The organism is Coprococcus sp. AF16-22 (assembly GCF_003461545.1).
Taxonomy (GTDB): domain Bacteria; phylum Bacillota; class Clostridia; order Lachnospirales; family Lachnospiraceae; genus Coprococcus; species Coprococcus aceti.
In genome coordinates this window covers 40,348-60,014 of record NZ_QTXH01000002.1, presented here as the reverse complement: position 1 = coordinate 60,014, position 19,667 = coordinate 40,348, and the positions used below count along the sequence as shown (strand labels likewise).

Annotated in this window: 16 protein-coding genes and 3 tRNA genes; all 19 read right to left on the bottom strand. The window is 43.3% G+C overall.

Annotation, left to right across the window (positions count from 1 at the left end; genetic code table 11):
- Positions 1–5: 5 nt before the first annotated feature.
- Complete coding sequence (locus tag DWW60_RS03015; RefSeq protein WP_243002907.1) at positions 6–998, bottom strand: hypothetical protein; 993 nt, start codon at positions 996–998, stop codon at positions 6–8.
- A gap of 177 nt (positions 999–1,175) precedes the next feature.
- Positions 1,176–2,507, bottom strand: coding sequence for a CCA tRNA nucleotidyltransferase (locus DWW60_RS03010; RefSeq protein ID WP_022217370.1), 1,332 nt, complete (start codon positions 2,505–2,507; stop codon positions 1,176–1,178).
- A 91-nt stretch (positions 2,508–2,598) separates the two neighbouring features.
- Complete coding sequence (gene proS, locus DWW60_RS03005; protein WP_022217371.1) at positions 2,599–4,032, bottom strand: proline--tRNA ligase; 1,434 nt, start codon at positions 4,030–4,032, stop codon at positions 2,599–2,601.
- A gap of 143 nt (positions 4,033–4,175) precedes the next feature.
- Complete coding sequence (locus DWW60_RS03000) at positions 4,176–4,877, bottom strand: RluA family pseudouridine synthase (protein WP_117874347.1); 702 nt, start codon at positions 4,875–4,877, stop codon at positions 4,176–4,178.
- 211 nt (positions 4,878–5,088) lie between these two features.
- A complete protein-coding gene (locus DWW60_RS02995; protein WP_022217373.1) occupies positions 5,089–5,778 on the bottom strand; it encodes a response regulator transcription factor in 690 nt (229 codons plus the stop codon).
- Positions 5,771–7,471, bottom strand: coding sequence for a sensor histidine kinase (locus DWW60_RS02990; RefSeq protein WP_117874346.1), 1,701 nt, complete (start codon positions 7,469–7,471; stop codon positions 5,771–5,773). Before DWW60_RS02990 ends, DWW60_RS02995 begins: the two co-directional genes overlap by 8 nt.
- 67 nt (positions 7,472–7,538) lie before the next feature.
- The gene (locus DWW60_RS02985) at positions 7,539–8,198 is read right to left on the bottom strand and encodes a helix-turn-helix domain-containing protein (protein WP_117549944.1); all 660 of its coding nucleotides are present in this window, start codon (positions 8,196–8,198) and stop codon (positions 7,539–7,541) included.
- A gap of 238 nt (positions 8,199–8,436) precedes the next feature.
- A complete protein-coding gene (locus DWW60_RS02980) occupies positions 8,437–9,312 on the bottom strand; it encodes a hypothetical protein (RefSeq protein WP_117874345.1) in 876 nt (291 codons plus the stop codon).
- A gap of 30 nt (positions 9,313–9,342) precedes the next feature.
- Entirely contained in the window at positions 9,343–10,764 is a 1,422-nt protein-coding gene (locus DWW60_RS02975; RefSeq protein ID WP_055145928.1) for a L,D-transpeptidase family protein, read from the bottom strand.
- Between the two features lie 30 nt (positions 10,765–10,794).
- Positions 10,795–11,991 (bottom strand): FtsW/RodA/SpoVE family cell cycle protein, encoded by a 1,197-nt coding sequence (locus DWW60_RS02970; protein ID WP_015534440.1) that lies wholly within the window; start codon positions 11,989–11,991, stop codon positions 10,795–10,797.
- A 14-nt stretch (positions 11,992–12,005) separates the two neighbouring features.
- Positions 12,006–13,397, bottom strand: a complete 1,392-nt coding sequence (locus DWW60_RS02965; RefSeq protein ID WP_243002906.1) for a hypothetical protein — start codon at positions 13,395–13,397, stop codon at positions 12,006–12,008.
- Positions 13,378–13,701: a hypothetical protein gene (locus tag DWW60_RS02960; protein WP_071849497.1), complete on the bottom strand. Its 324-nt coding sequence runs from the start codon at positions 13,699–13,701 to the stop codon at positions 13,378–13,380. Before DWW60_RS02960 ends, DWW60_RS02965 begins: the two co-directional genes overlap by 20 nt.
- A gap of 18 nt (positions 13,702–13,719) precedes the next feature.
- Entirely contained in the window at positions 13,720–15,411 is a 1,692-nt protein-coding gene (locus DWW60_RS02955; RefSeq protein WP_117874344.1) for a tetratricopeptide repeat protein, read from the bottom strand.
- A 140-nt stretch (positions 15,412–15,551) separates the two neighbouring features.
- A complete protein-coding gene (locus DWW60_RS02950) occupies positions 15,552–17,021 on the bottom strand; it encodes an FHA domain-containing protein (RefSeq protein ID WP_243002905.1) in 1,470 nt (489 codons plus the stop codon).
- A 116-nt stretch (positions 17,022–17,137) separates the two neighbouring features.
- Positions 17,138–17,208, bottom strand: a tRNA-Cys gene (locus DWW60_RS02945).
- A gap of 17 nt (positions 17,209–17,225) precedes the next feature.
- Positions 17,226–17,297 (bottom strand) — tRNA-Asn (locus DWW60_RS02940).
- Positions 17,298–17,328: 31 nt separating this feature from the next.
- Positions 17,329–17,416, bottom strand: a tRNA-Ser gene (locus tag DWW60_RS02935).
- A 183-nt stretch (positions 17,417–17,599) separates the two neighbouring features.
- Positions 17,600–18,868, bottom strand: a complete 1,269-nt coding sequence (locus DWW60_RS02930; protein WP_117874343.1) for a fibronectin type III domain-containing protein — start codon at positions 18,866–18,868, stop codon at positions 17,600–17,602.
- 192 nt (positions 18,869–19,060) lie between these two features.
- Positions 19,061–19,657, bottom strand: a complete 597-nt coding sequence (locus tag DWW60_RS02925; protein WP_015534435.1) for a Fe-S-containing hydro-lyase — start codon at positions 19,655–19,657, stop codon at positions 19,061–19,063.
- Positions 19,658–19,667 lie beyond the last annotated feature (10 nt).

Here is a 19,667-nt window from a genome sequence, read left to right as displayed (position 1 = left end):
TACTCTTAATTTGTCAGCTTGTGAAGTCCATAGGTATCGTTAATTTCACTCAAAATTTTGAGCTTTTCTTGGTCATCTTCGATAACTTTTTGGAGTTTTTCCATCAAAACCGGGGATATGTAGCTCTTTCTGGTGTTCATATACCGGTTACTTATCTTCCAGAACTTCTCCGGGAAACTGTACATAAGATATATGAATTCATAATCCTCATGTTCAAGATAATTGATCTGACTGTACGCACTCAGAATGTCCTTCGCCATGGTGATATCATACCTGTTCTTCTCCATGGCTTTGCGGAGAAACTGGTACAGATCCATGAGCTGGTATCCCACATGGAACCGGTCAAAATTTATGGTTGCTATGTATCCATCACAGAACATCACGCTGTGATAATTATACGAGCCGTGACAATAGCCAAGCCATTTGTCGTTGTATGTGAAATTATCCTGAAACAGCGACAGGCACTTCTCTGCCTGGCTGTAAAAATAATCAAATGTCTTTATGTACATCATCTCAAAGTCATTCTTCAGGGTTCTCCTGCTGACAAAATTTCTTATCCTGCGAAGCTCATTTACCTTTCTATCCAGATTTCCCGGAGTTTTTTTTGTGTATGACGTATTCTCCTCCATGTACAGTTCCCTTCCGGCTCTGTGAAACCACGCCAGATTTATAACTGCTTTCTCAAGATCCCTTATGCTTGATGCATTACACTCCCGCCCTTGGAAATATTCCCTGCACACAAATGGATTTCCATACCTGTCGCAGGTCACCAGCTCGTCTTCGCTGTTGGCCACGACCCGGTCTATATTACAGAAGCCCTTTTCATATATCTTATCCTTGAATTCCTTCTCCTGCTGAAGCCTCTCGTCAGTTCCATTCAGGGATGACACCTGTCTGACCCCCTTGTCCGTCATCAGGATCACAGCACCTCTGCCTCTGCCCGTTCCCTGTACTTCCATATCGTATGCTTCATACACTTCACCCATTTTTTCAGCCAAATAAAAACCCCCTCCTACAACTGTCGCTCACTTTATAGCAATAATAACCTGCTAAATTATTGTATGAGGGGCTGTTAAGATTCATTCTTAAGTTATTATATTTTACCGGATTTTTTTACGACTGTTATCGCATCATCCAATAATTCTTTTTTATATGATATGGGAAATACATACTCCTTACATCATTTTGACCTGTTCAATAAGGTATTCCCTGTCGTTCTTCTCCGGATCTTCTATAACCATATCCAGCAGTTTCTGAAGTATCTCGCCCATCTGAGGTCCCGGCTTTATTCCCAGCTTTATGAGGTCTCCGCCATTTACCTTGAGGTCCTTGATCCTGACGCAGTCAGCATCTGCCACGATCTCTTCATATTTCTTCTCAAGCTCCGCAAGCTGGCTCTGTCTCTCCTCCAGCTTGTAATCGCTCTGGGCAGCCATATCGGCTTTCTTGATCTCGATTATATATGGGAAGAAATCCTTTCCAACCTCTCCGAGAAGCTTCCTGATGGTATTCTTCTTCGGAACGCAGCCCATGCCAAAGTCATGCCATCTCACCAGCTTGCACACGTCCTTGATGGTATTGTTGTCAAACTTCAGTCTTCTGAGAACCGCCTCCGCCAGTGGAACTCCCGCGATCTGGTGGTCGTAAAAGTGATCTGTTCCATTCTCGTCCACAGTGTGTGTGGATGGCTTGCCTATATCGTGGAGAAGCGCCGCCCATCTCATGGTGACGTCAGCTCTTATATTCTTAACCGCCTCAATGGAGTGTACACCCACATTGTATCTGTGATACTGGTTGTTCTGTGGCTGCTCCATCATCTTGTCAAATTCAGGAAGGATATATGCAGTGATCCCTGTAACATAGGCCTCGAGCAGCTTGTCCGGGTGATCTGATACAAGGAGCTTTGTGAGCTCCACCCTGATCCTCTCCGCACTTATATCCTTGAGGTACTGTGCCTGGATGATCATGGCCTTTCGGGTATCCCTCTCTATGTCAAATCCAAGCTGTCCCGCAAATCTTATGGCTCTGAGTATCCTAAGTGCATCCTCATCGAATCTGTCCCTTGCCACACCGACAGCTCTTATAACCTTGTCATTCAGATCCTGCACACCGCCAAACATATCTATTATGCCCTTGCTGTGGCTGTACGCCATGGCATTTATGGTGAAGTCTCTTCTCTTCAGATCCTCCTCAAGGCTGGCTGTGAACTCCACCTGATCCGGTCTCCTGTGATCACTGTACTCTCCATCTATCCTGTACGTCGTGACCTCATAGCCTTCCTTGCCCATCATGACTGTTACGGTTCCATGCTCTATTCCTGTATCTACGGTTCGCCTGAATATCTCCTTGACCTGCTCAGGTCTGGCAGATGTGGTGATATCCCAGTCCCCCGGCTCTCTTCCGAGTATGCTGTCTCTCACGCAGCCGCCGACTATATAGGCCTCATAGCCTGCTGCCTCAAGACCCTCTATAACTTTATTTGCTCCCTCTGGAATGTCTATTCTCATATATCTTCTCTCCGCATCTTTATATCTGTAAAATAATAACTTCTCCAGCAAAATGCTGAAGAAGTTATTATACATGATTATTATCTATATTTTAGTATGCTCTTCCGAAGTATACCATCTTCTTGGCCGGCTTGCCGCAGTGTACACATACATCTGAAAGATGCTCCTGTGCAAATGGCATACATCTTGTGGATGCTCCTGTCTCATCCTTGATAGCCTCCTCACAAGCTGTCTCGCCACACCACATAGCCTTTACAAAGCCCTGCTCGTTGTCGATGATATTCTTGAACTCATCCCAGTTAAGCGCTGCATGTGTATGTGAATCTCTGTGAGCCTTTGCTCTCTCGAACATATCCTTCTGGATAGTCTCAAGAAGCTCTCCAACCTTTGTATCTATCTCATCAAGTGATACTGTGATCTTCTCTCTTGTGTCACGGCGTACCAGAACTGCCTGATTGGCCTCGATATCCTTTGGTCCGATCTCAACTCTGATAGGAATACCTCTCATCTCCTGCTCTGAGAACTTCCAGCCTGGGCTCTTGTCGCTGTCATCGACCTTTACTCTGAATGCTCCAAGCTTCTCACGAAGCTCTGCTGCCTTCTCAAGCACTCCTGCTTTCTTCTGCATGATAGGAATGATCATGACCTGAGTTGGAGCAACCTTTGGAGGAAGTACAAGACCTGAATTGTCTCCGTGAACCATGATGATGGCTCCGATAAGTCTTGTTGTCATACCCCATGATGTCTGATGAACATACTTGAGCTTGTTGTCCTTGTCTGTAAACTGTATTCCAAATGCCTTGGCAAATCCGTCTCCGAAGTTATGGCTTGTTCCTGACTGGAGCGCCTTGCCATCGTGCATAAGTGCCTCTATTGTGTATGTTGCCTCTGCTCCTGCGAACTTTTCCTTCTCTGTCTTCTGTCCACGGATAACAGGCATAGCCAGTACATCCTCACAGAAGTCTGCATACAGATTCAGCATCTGTATTGTTCTTGCCTCAGCCTCCTCGGCTGTTGCATGTGCAGTGTGTCCCTCCTGCCACAGGAACTCTCTTGAACGAAGGAATGGTCTTGTCTCCTTCTCCCAACGCATAACTGAACACCACTGATTATATACCCTTGGCAGATCACGATATGACTGGATATCATTCTTGTAGAAATCACAGAACAGAGTCTCTGATGTAGGTCTTACACACATACGCTCTGTGAGTGGATTGAGTCCGCCATAAGTAACCCATGCTACCTCAGGTGCAAATCCCTCAACGTGATCCTTCTCCTTCTCAAGAAGGCTCTCTGGAATAAGCATAGGCATGTACACATTCTCCACACCTGTAGCCTTGAATCTCTCATCAAGCTGCTTCTGTATAAGCTCCCAGATTGCATATCCTGCGGGCTTGATAGCCATACATCCCTTCACGTTGGTATATGCGATAAGTCCTGCCTTGAGGACAACGTCAGTATACCACTGTGCAAAATCTTCATCCATGGAAGTAATAGCTTCAACCATCTTCTTATCGTTTGCCATCTTATTTATCTCCTTAATTCTAAAACATTCTATATCTGCTGCATAGCTGAACTACCTAATGCATACACTCTTTAATCTACAAAATTTCAGGACGTATGTCAACACGAAACATGCCAACATCCGCCCTGTAAATACCATTTTAACTAAAACTCATCCAGATCCAGAATGGCAAATGCTCCGCCATCCGGCTCATGCTTGAACACCATGTGTTCCCCTGTTGTCGGATGGTCAAATTCCAATCTGGACGCGTGAAGTCCTATCTCCTTGTACTTCTTATTTGTCCTCTGAAATTTAGGATTGTACTTTGTGTCACCCCAGATTCCACACTTTCTCTTTGCAAACTGTGCCCTGATCTGATGATGTCTTCCAGTTATGAGTTCAACAAGTATATATGACAGAACTCCCTCGTCCGTATCCATGACATCCAGCACCTCATATTCCAGCTCGGAATACTTTGCTCCAGGTGTGTCCTTGTCCACGACCTTTGTCACATTGTCCTTAGTATCGTGAAGAAGATAATCCTTCAAAACTCCCTGGTCATTTGAAAGCTCACCAGTGAGGATCGCCTGATAATACTTCATCATAGAACCATCCTCGCTCTGCTTTGAGAGATTTGCAGCCGCCTCAGGAGTCTTGGCAAATACCATAACTCCGCCTACAGGCCTGTCCAGTCTGTGTATAGGCACAAGATATGGCTCCTCTTTTCTGTTCTCCTTCTCGTATATCCTGAGCTTGAGCATACTCACCATGCTCTCTGAATTGGTCTTGTCCGGCTGAGTTGGCACACCACATGGCTTTACAGCCACGATTATATCATTATCCTCATGTAAAATGTTTAATTTCATTTGTTTTCTCCTCATTCGCCATCTGGGGCTTATTATAATTGTGATAAGAAAGCCTTACGATTACTTCGCCACTTCGTGGCTCTCGTAATCGCACATTCATGAGCATTCCTGCCTATCGGCATACATGCTCATGAATATCTGCCCATCCGATGAACATGCAGCGTTTCATGCAAGCATGAACGCTGCATGTTCGCCGTCTGGGGCTTTCTTATCACATCCTAAACCTATAGCCCACGCCCCACACAGTCTCTATGTACTGTGGATTCGATGTGTCAAATTCAATCTTCTCTCTGATCTTCTTGATATGAACAGTAACCGTGGCTATATCTCCTATGCTGTCCATATTCCATATCTTGCTGAACAGCTCATCCTTGGAAAATACCTTGTTTGGGTTGCTGGCAAGGAAGCACAGTATATCGAACTCCTTATTCGTAAATACCTTCTCCTCGTTATCAACATACACTCTTCTGTCCGTCTTGTCTATCTTAAGACCTCTGATCTCGATGACGTCATTCTTGAGTGCCGTTGAACCAACAAGTCTCTCGTATCTGGATATGTGCGCCTTGACTCTTGCCACCAGCTCACTTGGACTGAATGGCTTTGTGACATAGTCGTCAACTCCCAGACCAAGACCTCTGATCTTGTCTATATCATTCTTCTTGGCTGTTACCATGATGATCGGAATATCCTTCTTCTCCCTTATCTGTCGGCATATCTCAAATCCATCCACCTCAGGGAGCATGAGATCCAGAAGGATAAGACTGTATTCCTCATCCAATGCCTTCTCAAGACCCTTAAGTCCATTTGTCTCTATCTCTACCTCGAAATCATTGAGCTCCAGATAATCTCTCTCAAGCTCTGCAATACTAAGCTCATCTTCTATGATCAATATCTTACTCATCTGTATCTCTCCTTTTCTTTAGTGTATTTATGATCTGCAATGATCCTTTTCTCTGACCATCCTTTTTCTGATTGTCTTTTCTCTGATCATCTTTTTTCTGTGTATCCTTTTTTACATTTGCCTGCTGTTCACCGCTGGCGTCAGAAGTATCACCCTCGATCTCCTCAACCTTTGGAATATACTTCTTCAGGGTAAATACTATCGTTGTTCCAACACCAAGCTGGCTTGTGGCATATATGTTGCCGCCGTGCTCCTCAACGATCTTCTTGCATATAGCAAGTCCAAGACCACTTCCGCCTCTTGACTGTCTTGCGCTGTCAGCTCTGTACATTCTGTCAAATATATGAGGCAGGCTCTCTGAATCTATTCCACGGCCATTGTCGCTTATGGATACCTTAACCTCCGCGTCATTGTCATATATGTTGATATCTATCTGTCCATATTCCTTATCGGTATACTTGATAGCATTTGTAATTATGTTGTTGATGACCCTCTTGAGCTGGTCAGGATCAACTATGACCTTCACATCGTCATCACAATAGTTCTTGTATGTGAGCGTCATGTTCTTGGAAAGGAGCGTCGTATATACCTCCTCCATACAGTCATCAAAATAATCCTTCACCGATACCCTGTGGAACTCATATGGTATGGCGTTGTTGTTGATATTCGTATACAGTGAAAGCTCATTGATGAGGCTGTCCATCTCATTTGCCTTGCTGTATATCATCTTCAGATATCTCTCCTGCTTCTCAGGGGTATCTGCAACTCCATCCATGATTCCCTCCACATAACCCTTGATGGTCGTGATAGGAGTACGGAGATCGTGTGATATATTGCTTATGAGCTGCCTGTTCTCTTCCTCATATCTCATCTTCGCCTTGGTAAAGTCTGACAGTTTCTGTCTCATATCCTCAAATGACTCACAGAGCTCACCAACCTCATCGACTCTGTTATCGCCAAAGTCTATCTTCTCGTCAAGGTTGCCTGAGCCCATACGCTCTGCTGCCTCCTTGAGCTTGACAAGAGGATTCACAAACTGCTGGTATACAAGGAATGCCACGACACCGCTCAGGAGCATCATCATTAGAACCATCAGTATGGAATAACCCATGATGGTTCCCCTGAACTTCGCCATATAATTACCATAGTATGTGAGCATGTAAATATCTACCTGACTTCCATCCAGCACATATGATACCTGGTTGCACAGATAGAATGACGGCTGGGTTATGAGATATTCCTGAACCTTTATATCACTGTTATTTCCGGTATCAATCGAATCACCATCTATCGCATTGATATTCGAACTGTTATCATTTCTCTTTAACTGCTCCTTCAGGCTCTCAGAAAAAGGATCAACGGAACTATATATGTACTCTCCATCCTTCTTCACTGCTATATGAGTATTTAATACCGAGCTCTTTTCATCCAGTGCATCTGCATTATCCTGGGTTGTATAGTATGAAGGATTCTTCTTCACCTTGCTTATAACTTCCTCACGCAATGTGGACAGAGATTTGTACACATCATTGACCGGATCGTCCTCCGAATATAAAAGCTGCAGTGAGTGATTACGGCCATAAGTTCCAGTGATAAAATATCGCCCTATGATAGCCGTACCTATAACCATGGACAATATCGCTGCTATCCATATAAAAATTATCGCTATCTTAACTTTCTTAGTAATCTTCATTCGTGTTAACTCCCATCTTACTAGCGCTAATTATAGCATTAATCCCTATTGTTAGTGTGTGAAGTTTTTATAAACTCTCTCTCTGTTTTCTTCTGAAAATGCCCTTTTTCTTCCTCTTTATCTCCGTTGCCGCAACCTCCTGTCTGGTCTGCTGAAGTTCTCTTATGGTGGCGTCAAGCTTTCTGTATCTCGCTTCCTCCTGATCCTCCTTCTCCTTCATCAGCACATCCATCTGTTTTACCACGTCATCGGACACCGCAGCGGACACTGACTGTGTTATCACCTTAAGGTTGTCCTTTATGGAGTTGCTGATTATCTTGTCCATGATATTCTGGAATTGTGCCATCTTGAAATCAACTATTCTTGAATCATCCCCCACATCGCTGCTCACCCTTATGGTTTCTATGGTCTTCTTCTCTGTATTTTCACTCTCTGCGATAAGCTCCGTCACCGCATCATCCGCATTTTTTTCCTCTGTGCTCTCTCCCTCGTCAAGAAGTTCATACATTCTGTGAACCATATCCTTTATCGCCTTGAGCTGTATCCCCTTATCCTTCAAAGTCTTAACCCTCTGAAGTATCTTTACATCCTTCTCACTGTAGCACCTGTGACCCATGTCATTTCTCTTGATATCGATCTCAAGCTCTTCCTCCCAATACCTAAGCACATGTGACTCAACCTCAACCTTGGCTGCTGCCTCACTTATACTGTAAACTCTCTCTGTCATCGTGTATATCTCCTCCTTGTCTCAGATCAGGTCCTGTCTTAAGTTATTTCCTGTCCTGATACAATTCTAAGGACTTTAATACACAGTCTCAACGCGAATCGTCCTCTAAATTTTCCCACTATACTCCCATACTTATCACATTCTGAACTTATTCGTGACAAATAGAACTTTTTCAGTATTTTTAAACAGAAAAATCCCCTGCACATATCAGTTTGCCCTTATGTGCAGGGGATAAATATCAGTTATTTATTTTTGTGATGACAAACTGTCCATCGTCGTTCAGTCTGAAATGTACATTTTTATAGTTTGTTCCAATTACATATTCGGAGCCGTCGTTGGTTTTTCTCAGATTATCCAGTGCATTCTCATCGTTCAGAGCCTTCATAAGAATGTCAGTGAACAGCGCCTTCTTATCAACATTCAACAGCTCATTTTCATTTGCTATGGACTGTCCACCACTTGTCTCCTGAGGATATAAAACCATATCCTTCATGGTCTCAAGATCTTCATCATTGAACACCTTCACGATCTTCTCAGCAAATGCTCTGCTGTCCGTCTCTATCTGCTGCTGGACATCAGCCCTGTCCGTATATCTGTTCTCAAATACTATATGTGACAGCACTTCATTGAGTACCTCATCACTGGCTGTGACGTATATATATAGCGAATAGTTAATTGTTCCATCGCTCCAGAAAGCTATACGTCCGGGAGACAGAGTGTAATAAGTAGCACTGTATCCCTGGATGTTGCCGGTTATCATGTCACCATTGCTGGTGTTCTCAACGCCCGCCAGATCGTACATCTCGTATTTGCAGGAGCCTCTGAGTTCAACCTTCACTCCGCTGTACCTGAAACTCACGATACCTATGTCACCGGATATCTTGTACTTCACATCCGTTATCTCGGAACTGTTCTTATCCACATCGAGATACACTCCTATCTGAGTCATATCCTCCGCGGATTCAACATCACCGCTCTTTATCTGGATACCGGTACTCTCCTCCTGACCGTCATCCACCTTCCCGCATCCCATGCAGATACCTGCAAAACAGATGACCGCAATCATAAATAATATATATTTTCTGCCCATGTCCATCCACGACGCTTTTTTCATATATCTATTCTCTCCACATTGAACACGATATTACCATGCTATTCCCTTATGACATCCGTTCTCTCTACACTTGTATGCCATGGTTGGATCTGTAGGATCCCATGTATGGCTGTAATCAAGCTGAACTGATGTAGGCTTAGGGAACGGGCCGCTCTTATTGCTCTCGAATATAGTTACCTTTGTTCCAAGATCGCAGTTATCATATATCCACTTTGCATCTCCTGCCTTAAGTCTTATACATCCGTGTGAGCATGTCGTTCCGAGCATGTTATAAGCGCTGACTGATAATGTGGTAGGATCCTCCTCTCCGTAATACACAGAGTGGAAAAGTATATCACCTGTTATAAGTGTATCCCACTGTCCATAGCATGGCCCCATCAGTGTCCACCATCTTCCCTTTGCCGGGGTACAGAATGTTCCAAGAGGTGTTGTGTCACCGCCTGAACATACAAATGCCTTTACCGGAATGATATATCCCTTGTTGCCATCCTTTGCATATACAGTCACAACATTTGTGGTCTTGTTGACCTTTATCTCATAGGAATCCTGTTTTCCGAGGATCTTATCAACATCTGTGAGTCTCTTGCCACCTCTGTTGAAATAGAACTTATATCCATTCGCATATGCCCACTTGCTTCTGTACATGGCACCGCTCTTACTGAAGTAATAGTATGCTCCATCCACATATCTGTATCCGGTGAGTAATGTTCCCTTGACGCTTACGAAGTAACGCTTGCCGTTGTAATATTTCCAGCCTCTGCCCTTCACCAGTGCACCATTCTTGTCAAACAGATACAGCTTGCCATTTACCTTCTTAGGTCCTTTGTATGCAACACCTGAAGCGCTGTAATACTGTCTGTTTCCAAGCTTTGTAGTATACCATCCTGTATATGGCTTTCCATTGGAACCAAATCTGTATGTCACGCCATTTATCTTTCTGACACCCTCCGCAAGATAACCATTACTTGAGAAATTATAGTAATACTTGCTATTCTTTACCTTATGTGCACCCTTATAGGCTTTTCCATCAGAACCAAAGTAATACTTCTTACCCTTTATTTTCTTCCAGGTATTCACCAGTGCCTTGCCATTTGTTCTGAAGTAATAGTAATTATTCTGGATCTTGTTAAGACCTCTCACCATGCGGCCATATCTGTTAAAATAATACTTGTCGCCCTTGTATGTAAGGAACTTGCTCTTTAACGCCTTGCCGTTCTCATCGTAATAATATGTCTTACCGTTCTTGGTATACCAGCCCTTCTTATTCTTCACAGTGGCAGTTGCATCCGTCAATGTCGCAACACTCTCTCCGGCATCAGCCTGAGTCTCCGCAGCGTACACCGTGTACTGTCCGCCGACCCTGCTTTCTGACAGATTTGAGATTCCTGTCGCACAAGTTGACAACAATACTGCTGCCATTGTCAAAAACGCAATTTTTCTAAACTTTACCATATACTACCTCTCTTATTCCTCACATGGATTTTATTCATTCAAATGCTTCTGATACACTCTTCTCGTCTGCTGCCTTCTGATTCCTATACACATACCACACTCGACCATGGTCATGAGAAGTGCGGAACCTCCCGAGCTTATGAAAGGAAGAGTGACACCTGTATTCGGAATTACATTTGTCGCAACGCTTACGTTGATCACTATCTGGCATACAAGGTGTACCATCACACCTATGACCATCATGCTTCCAAATACGTTCGATGACTCTTTAACTATAACATACATCTGGTATAACAGATAGCCATACAGAAGAAATAACATGATTGCTCCTGCCACACCAAGCTCCTCGCAGATTATCGCGAAGATCATATCATTCTGGGCCTCCGGTATAGCCGAAAGCTTCTGTGTTCCATTTCCAAGTCCCTTGCCGAAGAAAGATCCGCTTCCTATGGCATACAGCGACTGTATGACCTGATATCCTGCACTCTTCTCATATTTCTCTGTGTACAGCCATCCCAGGATTCGCTTTGCACGGAAGTTGTCATTTGACAGAAGTTCTTCCTCCGTAGGCAGGTAGCTCGTGGCTACCTTCACATAGACCACCGCCACCACCACAGCTATCAGCAATATTCCCAAATGCAGTTTCCAGTTCTTGCTGGCTATAAATGTTGAACAGTAACATATTCCAAGAACGACCAGACACGAACTCAGGTTTGTGGATATGACGAGCAAAAGTCCCGCCTGGAGTCCCACAAGCACCCACAGTATTATGACAGTCTGCCACTTGTGCATCTCTCTCCATTTGCTGCTTATAAATGAAGCTATGAATATGATCATGAGAGTCTTCACTATATCAGCGATCTGGATTCTGAATGGTATGTGAGGGATCTGAATCCATCTCGTCGCACCATTTACATTTACTCCCAATGGCGTGAGAAGCAAAAATGTCAGTATCAATGACAGAAAATATGCAGGCCATGTAAGCTTCTTATACAGACCGTATGGGAAAAACGCCAATCCCCATATTGCCAATGCTCCGAAAACGATAAACACCAACTGGCTTCTGAAATTGCTGGCAGCCGTGCCGTAACTGGATGCGCTGAATATCATTATCAGTCCAAATGCCAGAAGGAACGTTATAGCAATTATCATCTTATATATGGTTCCCGATGTATATCTGCTTTTTTCTTTGCCCGTGGAGTTATCCACAACTGATGTATCACTCATATACAAATCTCCATCTATCTGTTCATTATCTCTTTTATAAATTTATACGCACTTATCACATCTGTGTCAAATATATCCAGGCTGTCCCTGTATTCCGGTTTCTCTATCGCTCCTGAATCACAGCCGATATGCATGCTTCCATCACTGTCCCCGCTCCACGCAAGATCAATGCTGTTACCCTTATCATATCCGGTGATCTCCGCATTTTTTCTGAACACGGCATCTCCAACCTGTATACCAAGAATTGCATCACTTCCAGACAATCTAAGCTCCAGCGATGCACTTATACTGACAGGCTTCATGGAATCCATGAGATCGGCTGCCGATATATCCACATCAAACACCACTCCTGTCTCTCCGTCACTGCTCACATCCCTCTTTTTTATCACAAGATGGTTGTCAGAATTGTCAGTAACAGTGAACTCATACGACTGTGCTGTATATTTGTCTCCGTAAAATGTCAGCGACATGCTCATATCCCTGTCGGACACATGATCCGCATACAGCTTGACCAGCTCATTTTTACTGTTCACAGCAAAATAGAGCGTGATATCCCTGCCGTCTAACATTTCATCCACAAATTGCTTTATATCATGTACCAATTCTGCCGTATTGTCAATGGTATCTATCTCCGGTATGTATTTGCCAAGCATGTCATACACTTCCTGAAGATTTATATCATGCGTGCCAAAGCAGTCGTCCAGATAACTGTAGAAATCATCCACATTGAAGATGACAGAATAAACCTTGCAGTCCTGGGTTCTGTCTCCCGTGACCACAGTCTGTTTTCCCTCACTCGTACCCTCCATATTGAAGAAATACTTAAGTGTCTTCTGGATAATATCTGTCTGGATATCGTCACCGTTGATGTCCGCATAATTATTTGCAGCCATCCTCATACAATTCTCATAAGCAGTGCCAAATGAGTACACTGTGTCGCTGTCTATCCCGAGCAGTGATACCACCTGAGAATTGCTCATGTTCGTGATGAGATTGTCAGCGTACTGTATTCTGATTGCCATATCATCTATATATATGAGAGAAGTCCTCTTATTTGCATAGAGCTTGAATGTCTTGTCATCAACTCCTGCCTCCGCAAGAAAATTGTGATTCGAAGCACTTCTCTTCAGCGATATGTCAACGCTGTGATCAGAATTATCCTCAAATGAAAAGCTCTGACTGCCATTTATCATGTTCATACCCATGTCAAATGTGCCATACTGCTGATTCATCTCCGACTCTCTGGAAGAATTGATGGTATTTACCATGGCCTCCACAAGCTTTATCTGAGGTTTTCTCATAAGATGAAAAAAAATAATTGCAACAACTGCTGCCATCAGAATGATGACAGTCGCTGTTATTCCAATTATTCTTTTAAGTAGTTTATTATTGTTTTTTTTGTGCATATGTATCATGATTTTCATTCAACCAGGCTATGGCCTCACACAATCCTTCCTCGGAAAAATCAAACTGCTTCGATCCTTTCTGTTCATCCGGTGTGACCTCAAAACAGAATGGCTCCGGCCATATAAATGCCGTGAGTACAGTCTTTGTCTCCTTCGGTGCATCTTCCTCTGTCTGATTTTTTTCACCCTCCGGCTCAATCTCCACAACATCCTTCTGTATCATGTAACGGATACCCTTGTCACTGCCCTTAAAAGGCCGCGACTTGTAGAATTCCAGAGCCAGCAATTCAGGTCTGTTTATCACATATATCACCCTGTCTCTTTACTTTATTGTGAACGGATATACCTCTATGATCTTCTTGGTCGTCTCGTTCTGAAGATACAGATATGTTACACCCTTAGGTGCGCTGTCACCTGATATCTTGACCCATGTTGACCAGCCATCAACCACAGGATCTGAGAATGTTATGACGTCAGACTTGTTTCCATCCGCATACACAACGTATCCCGATATCTTCATAGAGTCATCACCGTCAAATCCAAATGACGTATGAATATATATATCTGATCCATCCTTTGTCTTGATGCTGTTAGATCCCTTATCAAGATCTTTTTCACTGCTGTTTACAAATGATTCTATATTCCACTTCACAAGCTCTGAATACAGCTTCTGAGCCTTCTCGTTGCCGTCGTATCTGAGTTCTCCGAGATATGTCATTGTAGTCTCATTGGCTGCGTTCTTATTTGCATTTGCAAATGCAAGCTTTCCATTTGCTATCTTCTTGGACACATCAGTCTTGACTACCTTCTCATAGTAATCAACTGACTTCTTGTATTCCTTGTCCTTGTATGCCTGGGCTCCAAGTGCCTGATAACACTTGTCCTTCTCAGCTACACAGTCCTTGTAATCCTTGTCCACCTTATCATAGCTCTTGATGGCATTCTCGTAATCCTTGTTCTTGTAATACTGCTCTGCCTTCTTGTATGTACACTCACTGGCCTTGTTCTTGTAGTCATCAAATTCTGACTTCATGTACATATCATACGCATCGTCATATTTGCCGCTGTCGAGCAGCTCTGATGCCTTGTTGTAATAGCACTTTGCAAGAAGAGTCTGGGAATCGCTGTACTCCTCTATGGTTGACAGAATACTGATGGCGTCATCGTACTTCTTGGCTGTTATAAGTGCCTCTGCTTTCTTATATGTACACTCGATAACCTTGTCCGATGCATCCTTGTATGAGCCTGCATTGTTGAATGCATCTATGGCTGCATCGTAGGATGCCGCATTCATCTGATCCATTCCCGCATTGTAATAACACTGATAAGCCTTATCAAATGCGTCATCGCTGCTGAAACTCTCCTCGTCACCGTCAGATGACTTGCTGTAGTTCTCTGCAGCCTTTCTGCTGTTGCCTGACTTCTTATAATATTCAGCCGCCTCAAGGTTCTTGCCTTCTTTTTCAAGACCCTCGGCATACTCATAATAAGCGTCTCCGTTTGCCTTTGTATAGGAATCCTTGAATTTTCCAAGATCCTTATACAGTGTCACGGCCTCTTCAACCTTTCCCTGGTCCATGAGGTCGTTGGCCTCGTTATACTTTCTAAACTTTGGAACAAATATAAATGCAAAGACGCCTATAGCGATGACGATAACCACTGGTATAGCTATGAGTGCGGCCTTTGCACCCTTGCTCATACCCTTCTTCTCGCCCTTTTTCTTTATCATTATATCGGCGCCTTCCTGTGGCATTATCTGAGGTTGTGGCATTCCCATCTGAGGCTGCTGCGGTGGCACAGGATTACCCTGTGGCTGCTGCATCATCTGAGGCATGCCCTGTGTTCCGCCTGTCAGGACAGTTGTGCTGTCATCGTCCTCATCGACGTCCGGCTCACTTGTAAGCACAGTTGTGCTGTCGTCAACTTCCGGCTCTATCAAAGGAAATTCTTTTCCACAGACAGGACACTTTCTTACGTTCTCCCCCAATTCACAACCACAATTATCACAATACATATCTCTTCCTCCATCTTGAACTCCAGCCATGCAAAATTTGCCTTCGGCAAATGGCTGGAGCTACATGTCAAGTTTTCATAGAAAACTTGACACATCCCTTACGGATCAACCTGATTTATTACATTTATCGAACTTCATATTTAAGAATTTATCCTGAATATGAACTCCTCATTTGAAAGCCTTATCACACTGTTATCAGGGATAGCCACATCAACATTGCTGTACACCTGAGTTCCGTTCAGGAATGTATGGTTTGTTGAGTTGTTATCTCTCAGATAATGTGTTCCATTGATACTGGTGATATAGGCATGTCTTCTACTTATAGACTTGTTTCCTGTTACCTTATAGTCAACACCCTGATCAGCCTTACCAATACAGAATACCTGTTTATTAATCTGAACGCTCTCACCCGTAGTCTTTCTGGTGAGGGTCGGCTTGCTGCCTGTGACAAGTGTTCTGTTGCTGAACAGTGTTGTAGGTGGCTCCTCATCCGGCTGCTCACTGAGTCTCTTGGCTTCCTCCGCCTTGATCTTTGCAAGGTCTGCCTGTCTCTTAGCCTCCTCAGCATTCTTGCGGGCTGCAAATTCTGCCTGCATTCTAGCCTCCTCAGCATGCATCTCCTGCTCTCTGGCACGTCTTATCTCATCTGCATACTGCGATGAAACCTTCTCTGCCCTGATTCGCTCCTCCTCGGCATTCCTGAACATTTCTTCAGCCTTAAGCCTCTCACTGTCATCGGAATTGCCCTGATATGAGTACATATCCTGAGCTGTGAGTACCGCTGTCTGCTCATAATCCTTTGCCTCAGCAGTGACCTTCTGTCTCCATATCTCGGCTTCGACCCTTGCCGCCTCGGCCTTCATACGGGTCTCCTCTGCCTGTCTGGCAACTTCCGCCTGATACTTTGCTTCCTCTATCTGTCTCTTTACCTCATTCTCGGCCTGCATTCTTGCCTCTTCAGCCTTTCTGGCTGCCTCCTCGGCTTTGTGGATTGCAAGCTCTTTATTATTCTCATTTGAAGTGAGTACCTTACTCTTGCCCTTTTCACCCTGTATTATAAGGAGCTGACTTGATGCTCTGAGATCTGACACAAATTCATTGAAATGAAATGCATCAAACTCCCTGTGATCGTTGAAATAATCAACTATCTGGTTAGCACATTCTATGGCTGGTGTGTGTGCATAGACAAATCCTGACAAGATGCTCTTCACGAACTCCCCAATGTCCTTCTTGTCAAATTTGCTTTCAAGTGGAAGATACAGAAGCTGTATGGAGAAGTCACTAAATCTCACATACATATAATTCGTATCCCACACTACCTTCTCGAGTGCTAGTCCATTCTGTATGACTGACACAAGCTGCTTGCTTATGCTGAATATGTATTCCACCAGTTCATCCCTGAAAACCGGTTTCTGCATTATCTGACTAAGACTCATATCCCCATCTATTGAGAATTCGAGTTTTCTTTCCCCCTTAACAAACACTTCCCTGCACATGCTTGTGTTGCCTGCAAAAGGCACATTATAGGCATTCATTTCATATTTGCTAATAGGAGTAACCTGATCAAGTTTGTATTCAATTTTTATTGAATCTTTTAAAATTTGAGTCATACCCCACCTCCTACTATTTCAATAGCCAATATACCTCTACAGTATAACAGACAAAAAAAGCATATTCAAGGTTACAAAAAAAGGAAGATATATATTACATATATCTTCCGCTTGAGAGGTGCGAGCCGGATTTGAACCGGCGATGACGGTGTTGCAGACCGGGGCCTTACCACTTGGCTATCGCACCATATTATTTAATTAAAGCTCCCCGAGTAGGGCTCGAACCTACAACCCCTCGGTTAACAGCCGAGTGCTCTACCATTGAGCTATCGAGGAATAACGTCATAAGCATCTCCCAAAAAGGAAACGCAGAAGGAGGGATTTGAACCCTCGCGCCGCGCAAACGGCCTACACCCTTAGCAGGGGCGCCTCTTCAGCCACTTGAGTACTTCTGCAAAATGCCTAAATAAAAATCTCCTACCAAAGAGTATTTAATTTTTGACGCTTGTTTATAATACCAAACCTGGCAGTGAATGTCAAGGAGTTTTTACAAGAAAATAATCAGCCAAAAAACGACAAAAAGGCGGATACTTTTTTGTATCCGCCCTCTTATCGTTTTGTAGATGTTTCTTACTATCTTATCTATAGTAGTAACTGCATCTTATATACTCACAAGCCTGTCCTCTGTAGGTCTTTCCTCCTACCTTGACAACAGGGATAACATATACTCCAAATGTAGAATATGCCTTAAGACCTCTTATTGTATAAGAGCTGCTCTTAGCACTTACCTTTTTCTTTATCCATTTTGCATTTGAAGCGTATGGATTCTTTGTATAGTATACAAGATAATACTTTGTATTTGCTACTTTCTTCCATTTAACCTTTGCAGCAGTGCTGCTTACAGAAGTTACATTACTCTTCTTTACACATGCCTGAGGTATGATTGTCTTGAATGCTGACCAATCGCTCCAGCACTTAGCACCACCATTTGCCTCTTTGTATGCACGGATTCTTACCTTGAATCCCTTGTTGTTGATTGCCTTACGAACCTTTGCGTTGTTGATCTTAACTCTGGTCTTTGTTGTAGCCTTTGTTGTGTATAATCTGGTCTTTCCGTTGAGAGAGTAGATCTGAACCTGATATCCTGTAGGATAGTCATAGTTTGGATTTGCCTTCCATCCGATTGTTATTACATTTCCACTCTTAGCTGGACTCCATATAAGAGTTCCTGCCTTTGCATCGGCAACATACTGTGGGTTAACAGGTGCTGAGTAGAGTGTACCTGTTGACTGTCCATAACCAAGTGCTATGTAGTTTGACTCTGATCTCTTATATGAATATACATAATATCCACTATAATGTGTTCCGGCCTTTGCAGGTACAGTTGCCTTGTTTGTAGTAACATTATACTGAGCCTCAACCTTTGAACCGCTGATCTTGGCAACTACATATCCTGTTACACCTGAAACTCTGTTCCACTGTAAACCGATCTTATTCTTTGTGCCTGAAGTCTGCTTTATTGACTTGTAATCTACGCTCTCAGGAGTTGTTATGACCTGAAGAGGATCTGACTGTCCAACAAGCTGCTTGTTGACATATGTCTGAACTATTACATAGTATGCTCTGCCGGCCTGAAGATTGTAAATATACTTCTTATTTGATGTTGAAGTATAAGAACTTAATGCCTGATATCCTGAAGATCTATCCTGGGATAAATACACTAAGTATTCCTCTCCATAATTACCGCTCCACTGAACTGTGACACTTGTCTTGGTATCATCTGTCTGCTGAAGATTTGTTACTGCTCTTCCTGATGCTGCCGATGCTGTTATTGTCATTGCAAAGAGCATGATTGACATGATTGCAAGGATCAATAACGATCTGTTGAAAACTTTTTCTCTTCTCATTAAATCTCTCCTTTTTCTTCTTTCCCTTGTTAATACAACAATTAATTTAATATGAGACTAACTCATATTAAAATTTTACAAGTTTAATATATTTTAGTCAACATTATTGTGACTGTAATATTCAACAATTATTTTGTGCATTTTTGCTAATTCATTGTTGAGATTCTGTATACTTTTTATTTTATTCCTGTATTATTTATTCTGCTCAAGATAATCCTTTACCGCTGTTTCATACAGGTTGTGTCCCTCTGAATCTATAACCACAATAGCTGGGAAATTCTCCACTGTCATCTTCCTTATAGCCTCTGTTCCGAGATCATCGTACGCGATCACCTCGGATTTCTTGATACATTTGGAGAGAAGCGCTCCTGCACCGCCAACGGCTGCCAGATACACAGCCTTGTTGTCTATTATTGCCTGTATAACCTCCTGGCTTCTCTTTCCCTTTCCTATCATTCCACACAGACCCTTGCTGAGAATGAGTGGAGTGTATTTGTCCATTCTGCTGCTGGTTGTCGGTCCCGCCGAGCCTATGACCTGTCCAGGTTTTGCCGGTGTCGGTCCGAGATAATATATCACATTGCCGTTAAGGTCTATAGGAACTATGCCCTTCTCGTATAACTCAGTTCCACTGGCGTCCACGCATCCTGATTCCATGATGGCATCATACATTCTCTTGTGTGCGGCATCCCTGGCACTGTACACTATTCCATCTATATATACATAATCCCCTGCCTTGAGGGTCTTTACCTCTTCTCTGTCAAATGGTGCCTTTATATGTCTATCCATGATGAACCTA

Excerpts from the sequence above, each read along its gene's own strand:
- DWW60_RS03010 (WP_022217370.1), bottom strand. The coding sequence starts at position 2,507 with ATGAGAATAGACATTCCAGAGGGAGCAAATAAAGTTATAGAGGGTCTT.
- proS (WP_022217371.1), bottom strand. The coding sequence starts at position 4,032 with ATGGCAAACGATAAGAAGATGGTTGAAGCTATTACTTCCATGGATGAA.
- DWW60_RS03000 (WP_117874347.1), bottom strand. The coding sequence starts at position 4,877 with ATGAAATTAAACATTTTACATGAGGATAATGATATAATCGTGGCTGTA.
- DWW60_RS02995 (WP_022217373.1), bottom strand. The coding sequence starts at position 5,778 with ATGAGTAAGATATTGATCATAGAAGATGAGCTTAGTATTGCAGAGCTT.
- DWW60_RS02980 (WP_117874345.1), bottom strand. The coding sequence starts at position 9,312 with ATGAAAAAAGCGTCGTGGATGGACATGGGCAGAAAATATATATTATTT.
- DWW60_RS02970 (WP_015534440.1), bottom strand. The coding sequence starts at position 11,991 with ATGAGTGATACATCAGTTGTGGATAACTCCACGGGCAAAGAAAAAAGC.
- DWW60_RS02965 (WP_243002906.1), bottom strand. The coding sequence starts at position 13,397 with ATGCACAAAAAAAACAATAATAAACTACTTAAAAGAATAATTGGAATA.
- DWW60_RS02990 (WP_117874346.1), bottom strand. The coding sequence starts at position 7,471 with ATGAAGATTACTAAGAAAGTTAAGATAGCGATAATTTTTATATGGATA.
- DWW60_RS02955 (WP_117874344.1), bottom strand. The coding sequence starts at position 15,411 with ATGTATTGTGATAATTGTGGTTGTGAATTGGGGGAGAACGTAAGAAAG.
- DWW60_RS02985 (WP_117549944.1), bottom strand. The coding sequence starts at position 8,198 with ATGACAGAGAGAGTTTACAGTATAAGTGAGGCAGCAGCCAAGGTTGAG.
- DWW60_RS02925 (WP_015534435.1), bottom strand. The coding sequence starts at position 19,657 with ATGGATAGACATATAAAGGCACCATTTGACAGAGAAGAGGTAAAGACC.
- DWW60_RS02950 (WP_243002905.1), bottom strand. The coding sequence starts at position 17,021 with ATGACTCAAATTTTAAAAGATTCAATAAAAATTGAATACAAACTTGAT.
- DWW60_RS02930 (WP_117874343.1), bottom strand. The coding sequence starts at position 18,868 with ATGAGAAGAGAAAAAGTTTTCAACAGATCGTTATTGATCCTTGCAATC.
- DWW60_RS02975 (WP_055145928.1), bottom strand. The coding sequence starts at position 10,764 with ATGGTAAAGTTTAGAAAAATTGCGTTTTTGACAATGGCAGCAGTATTG.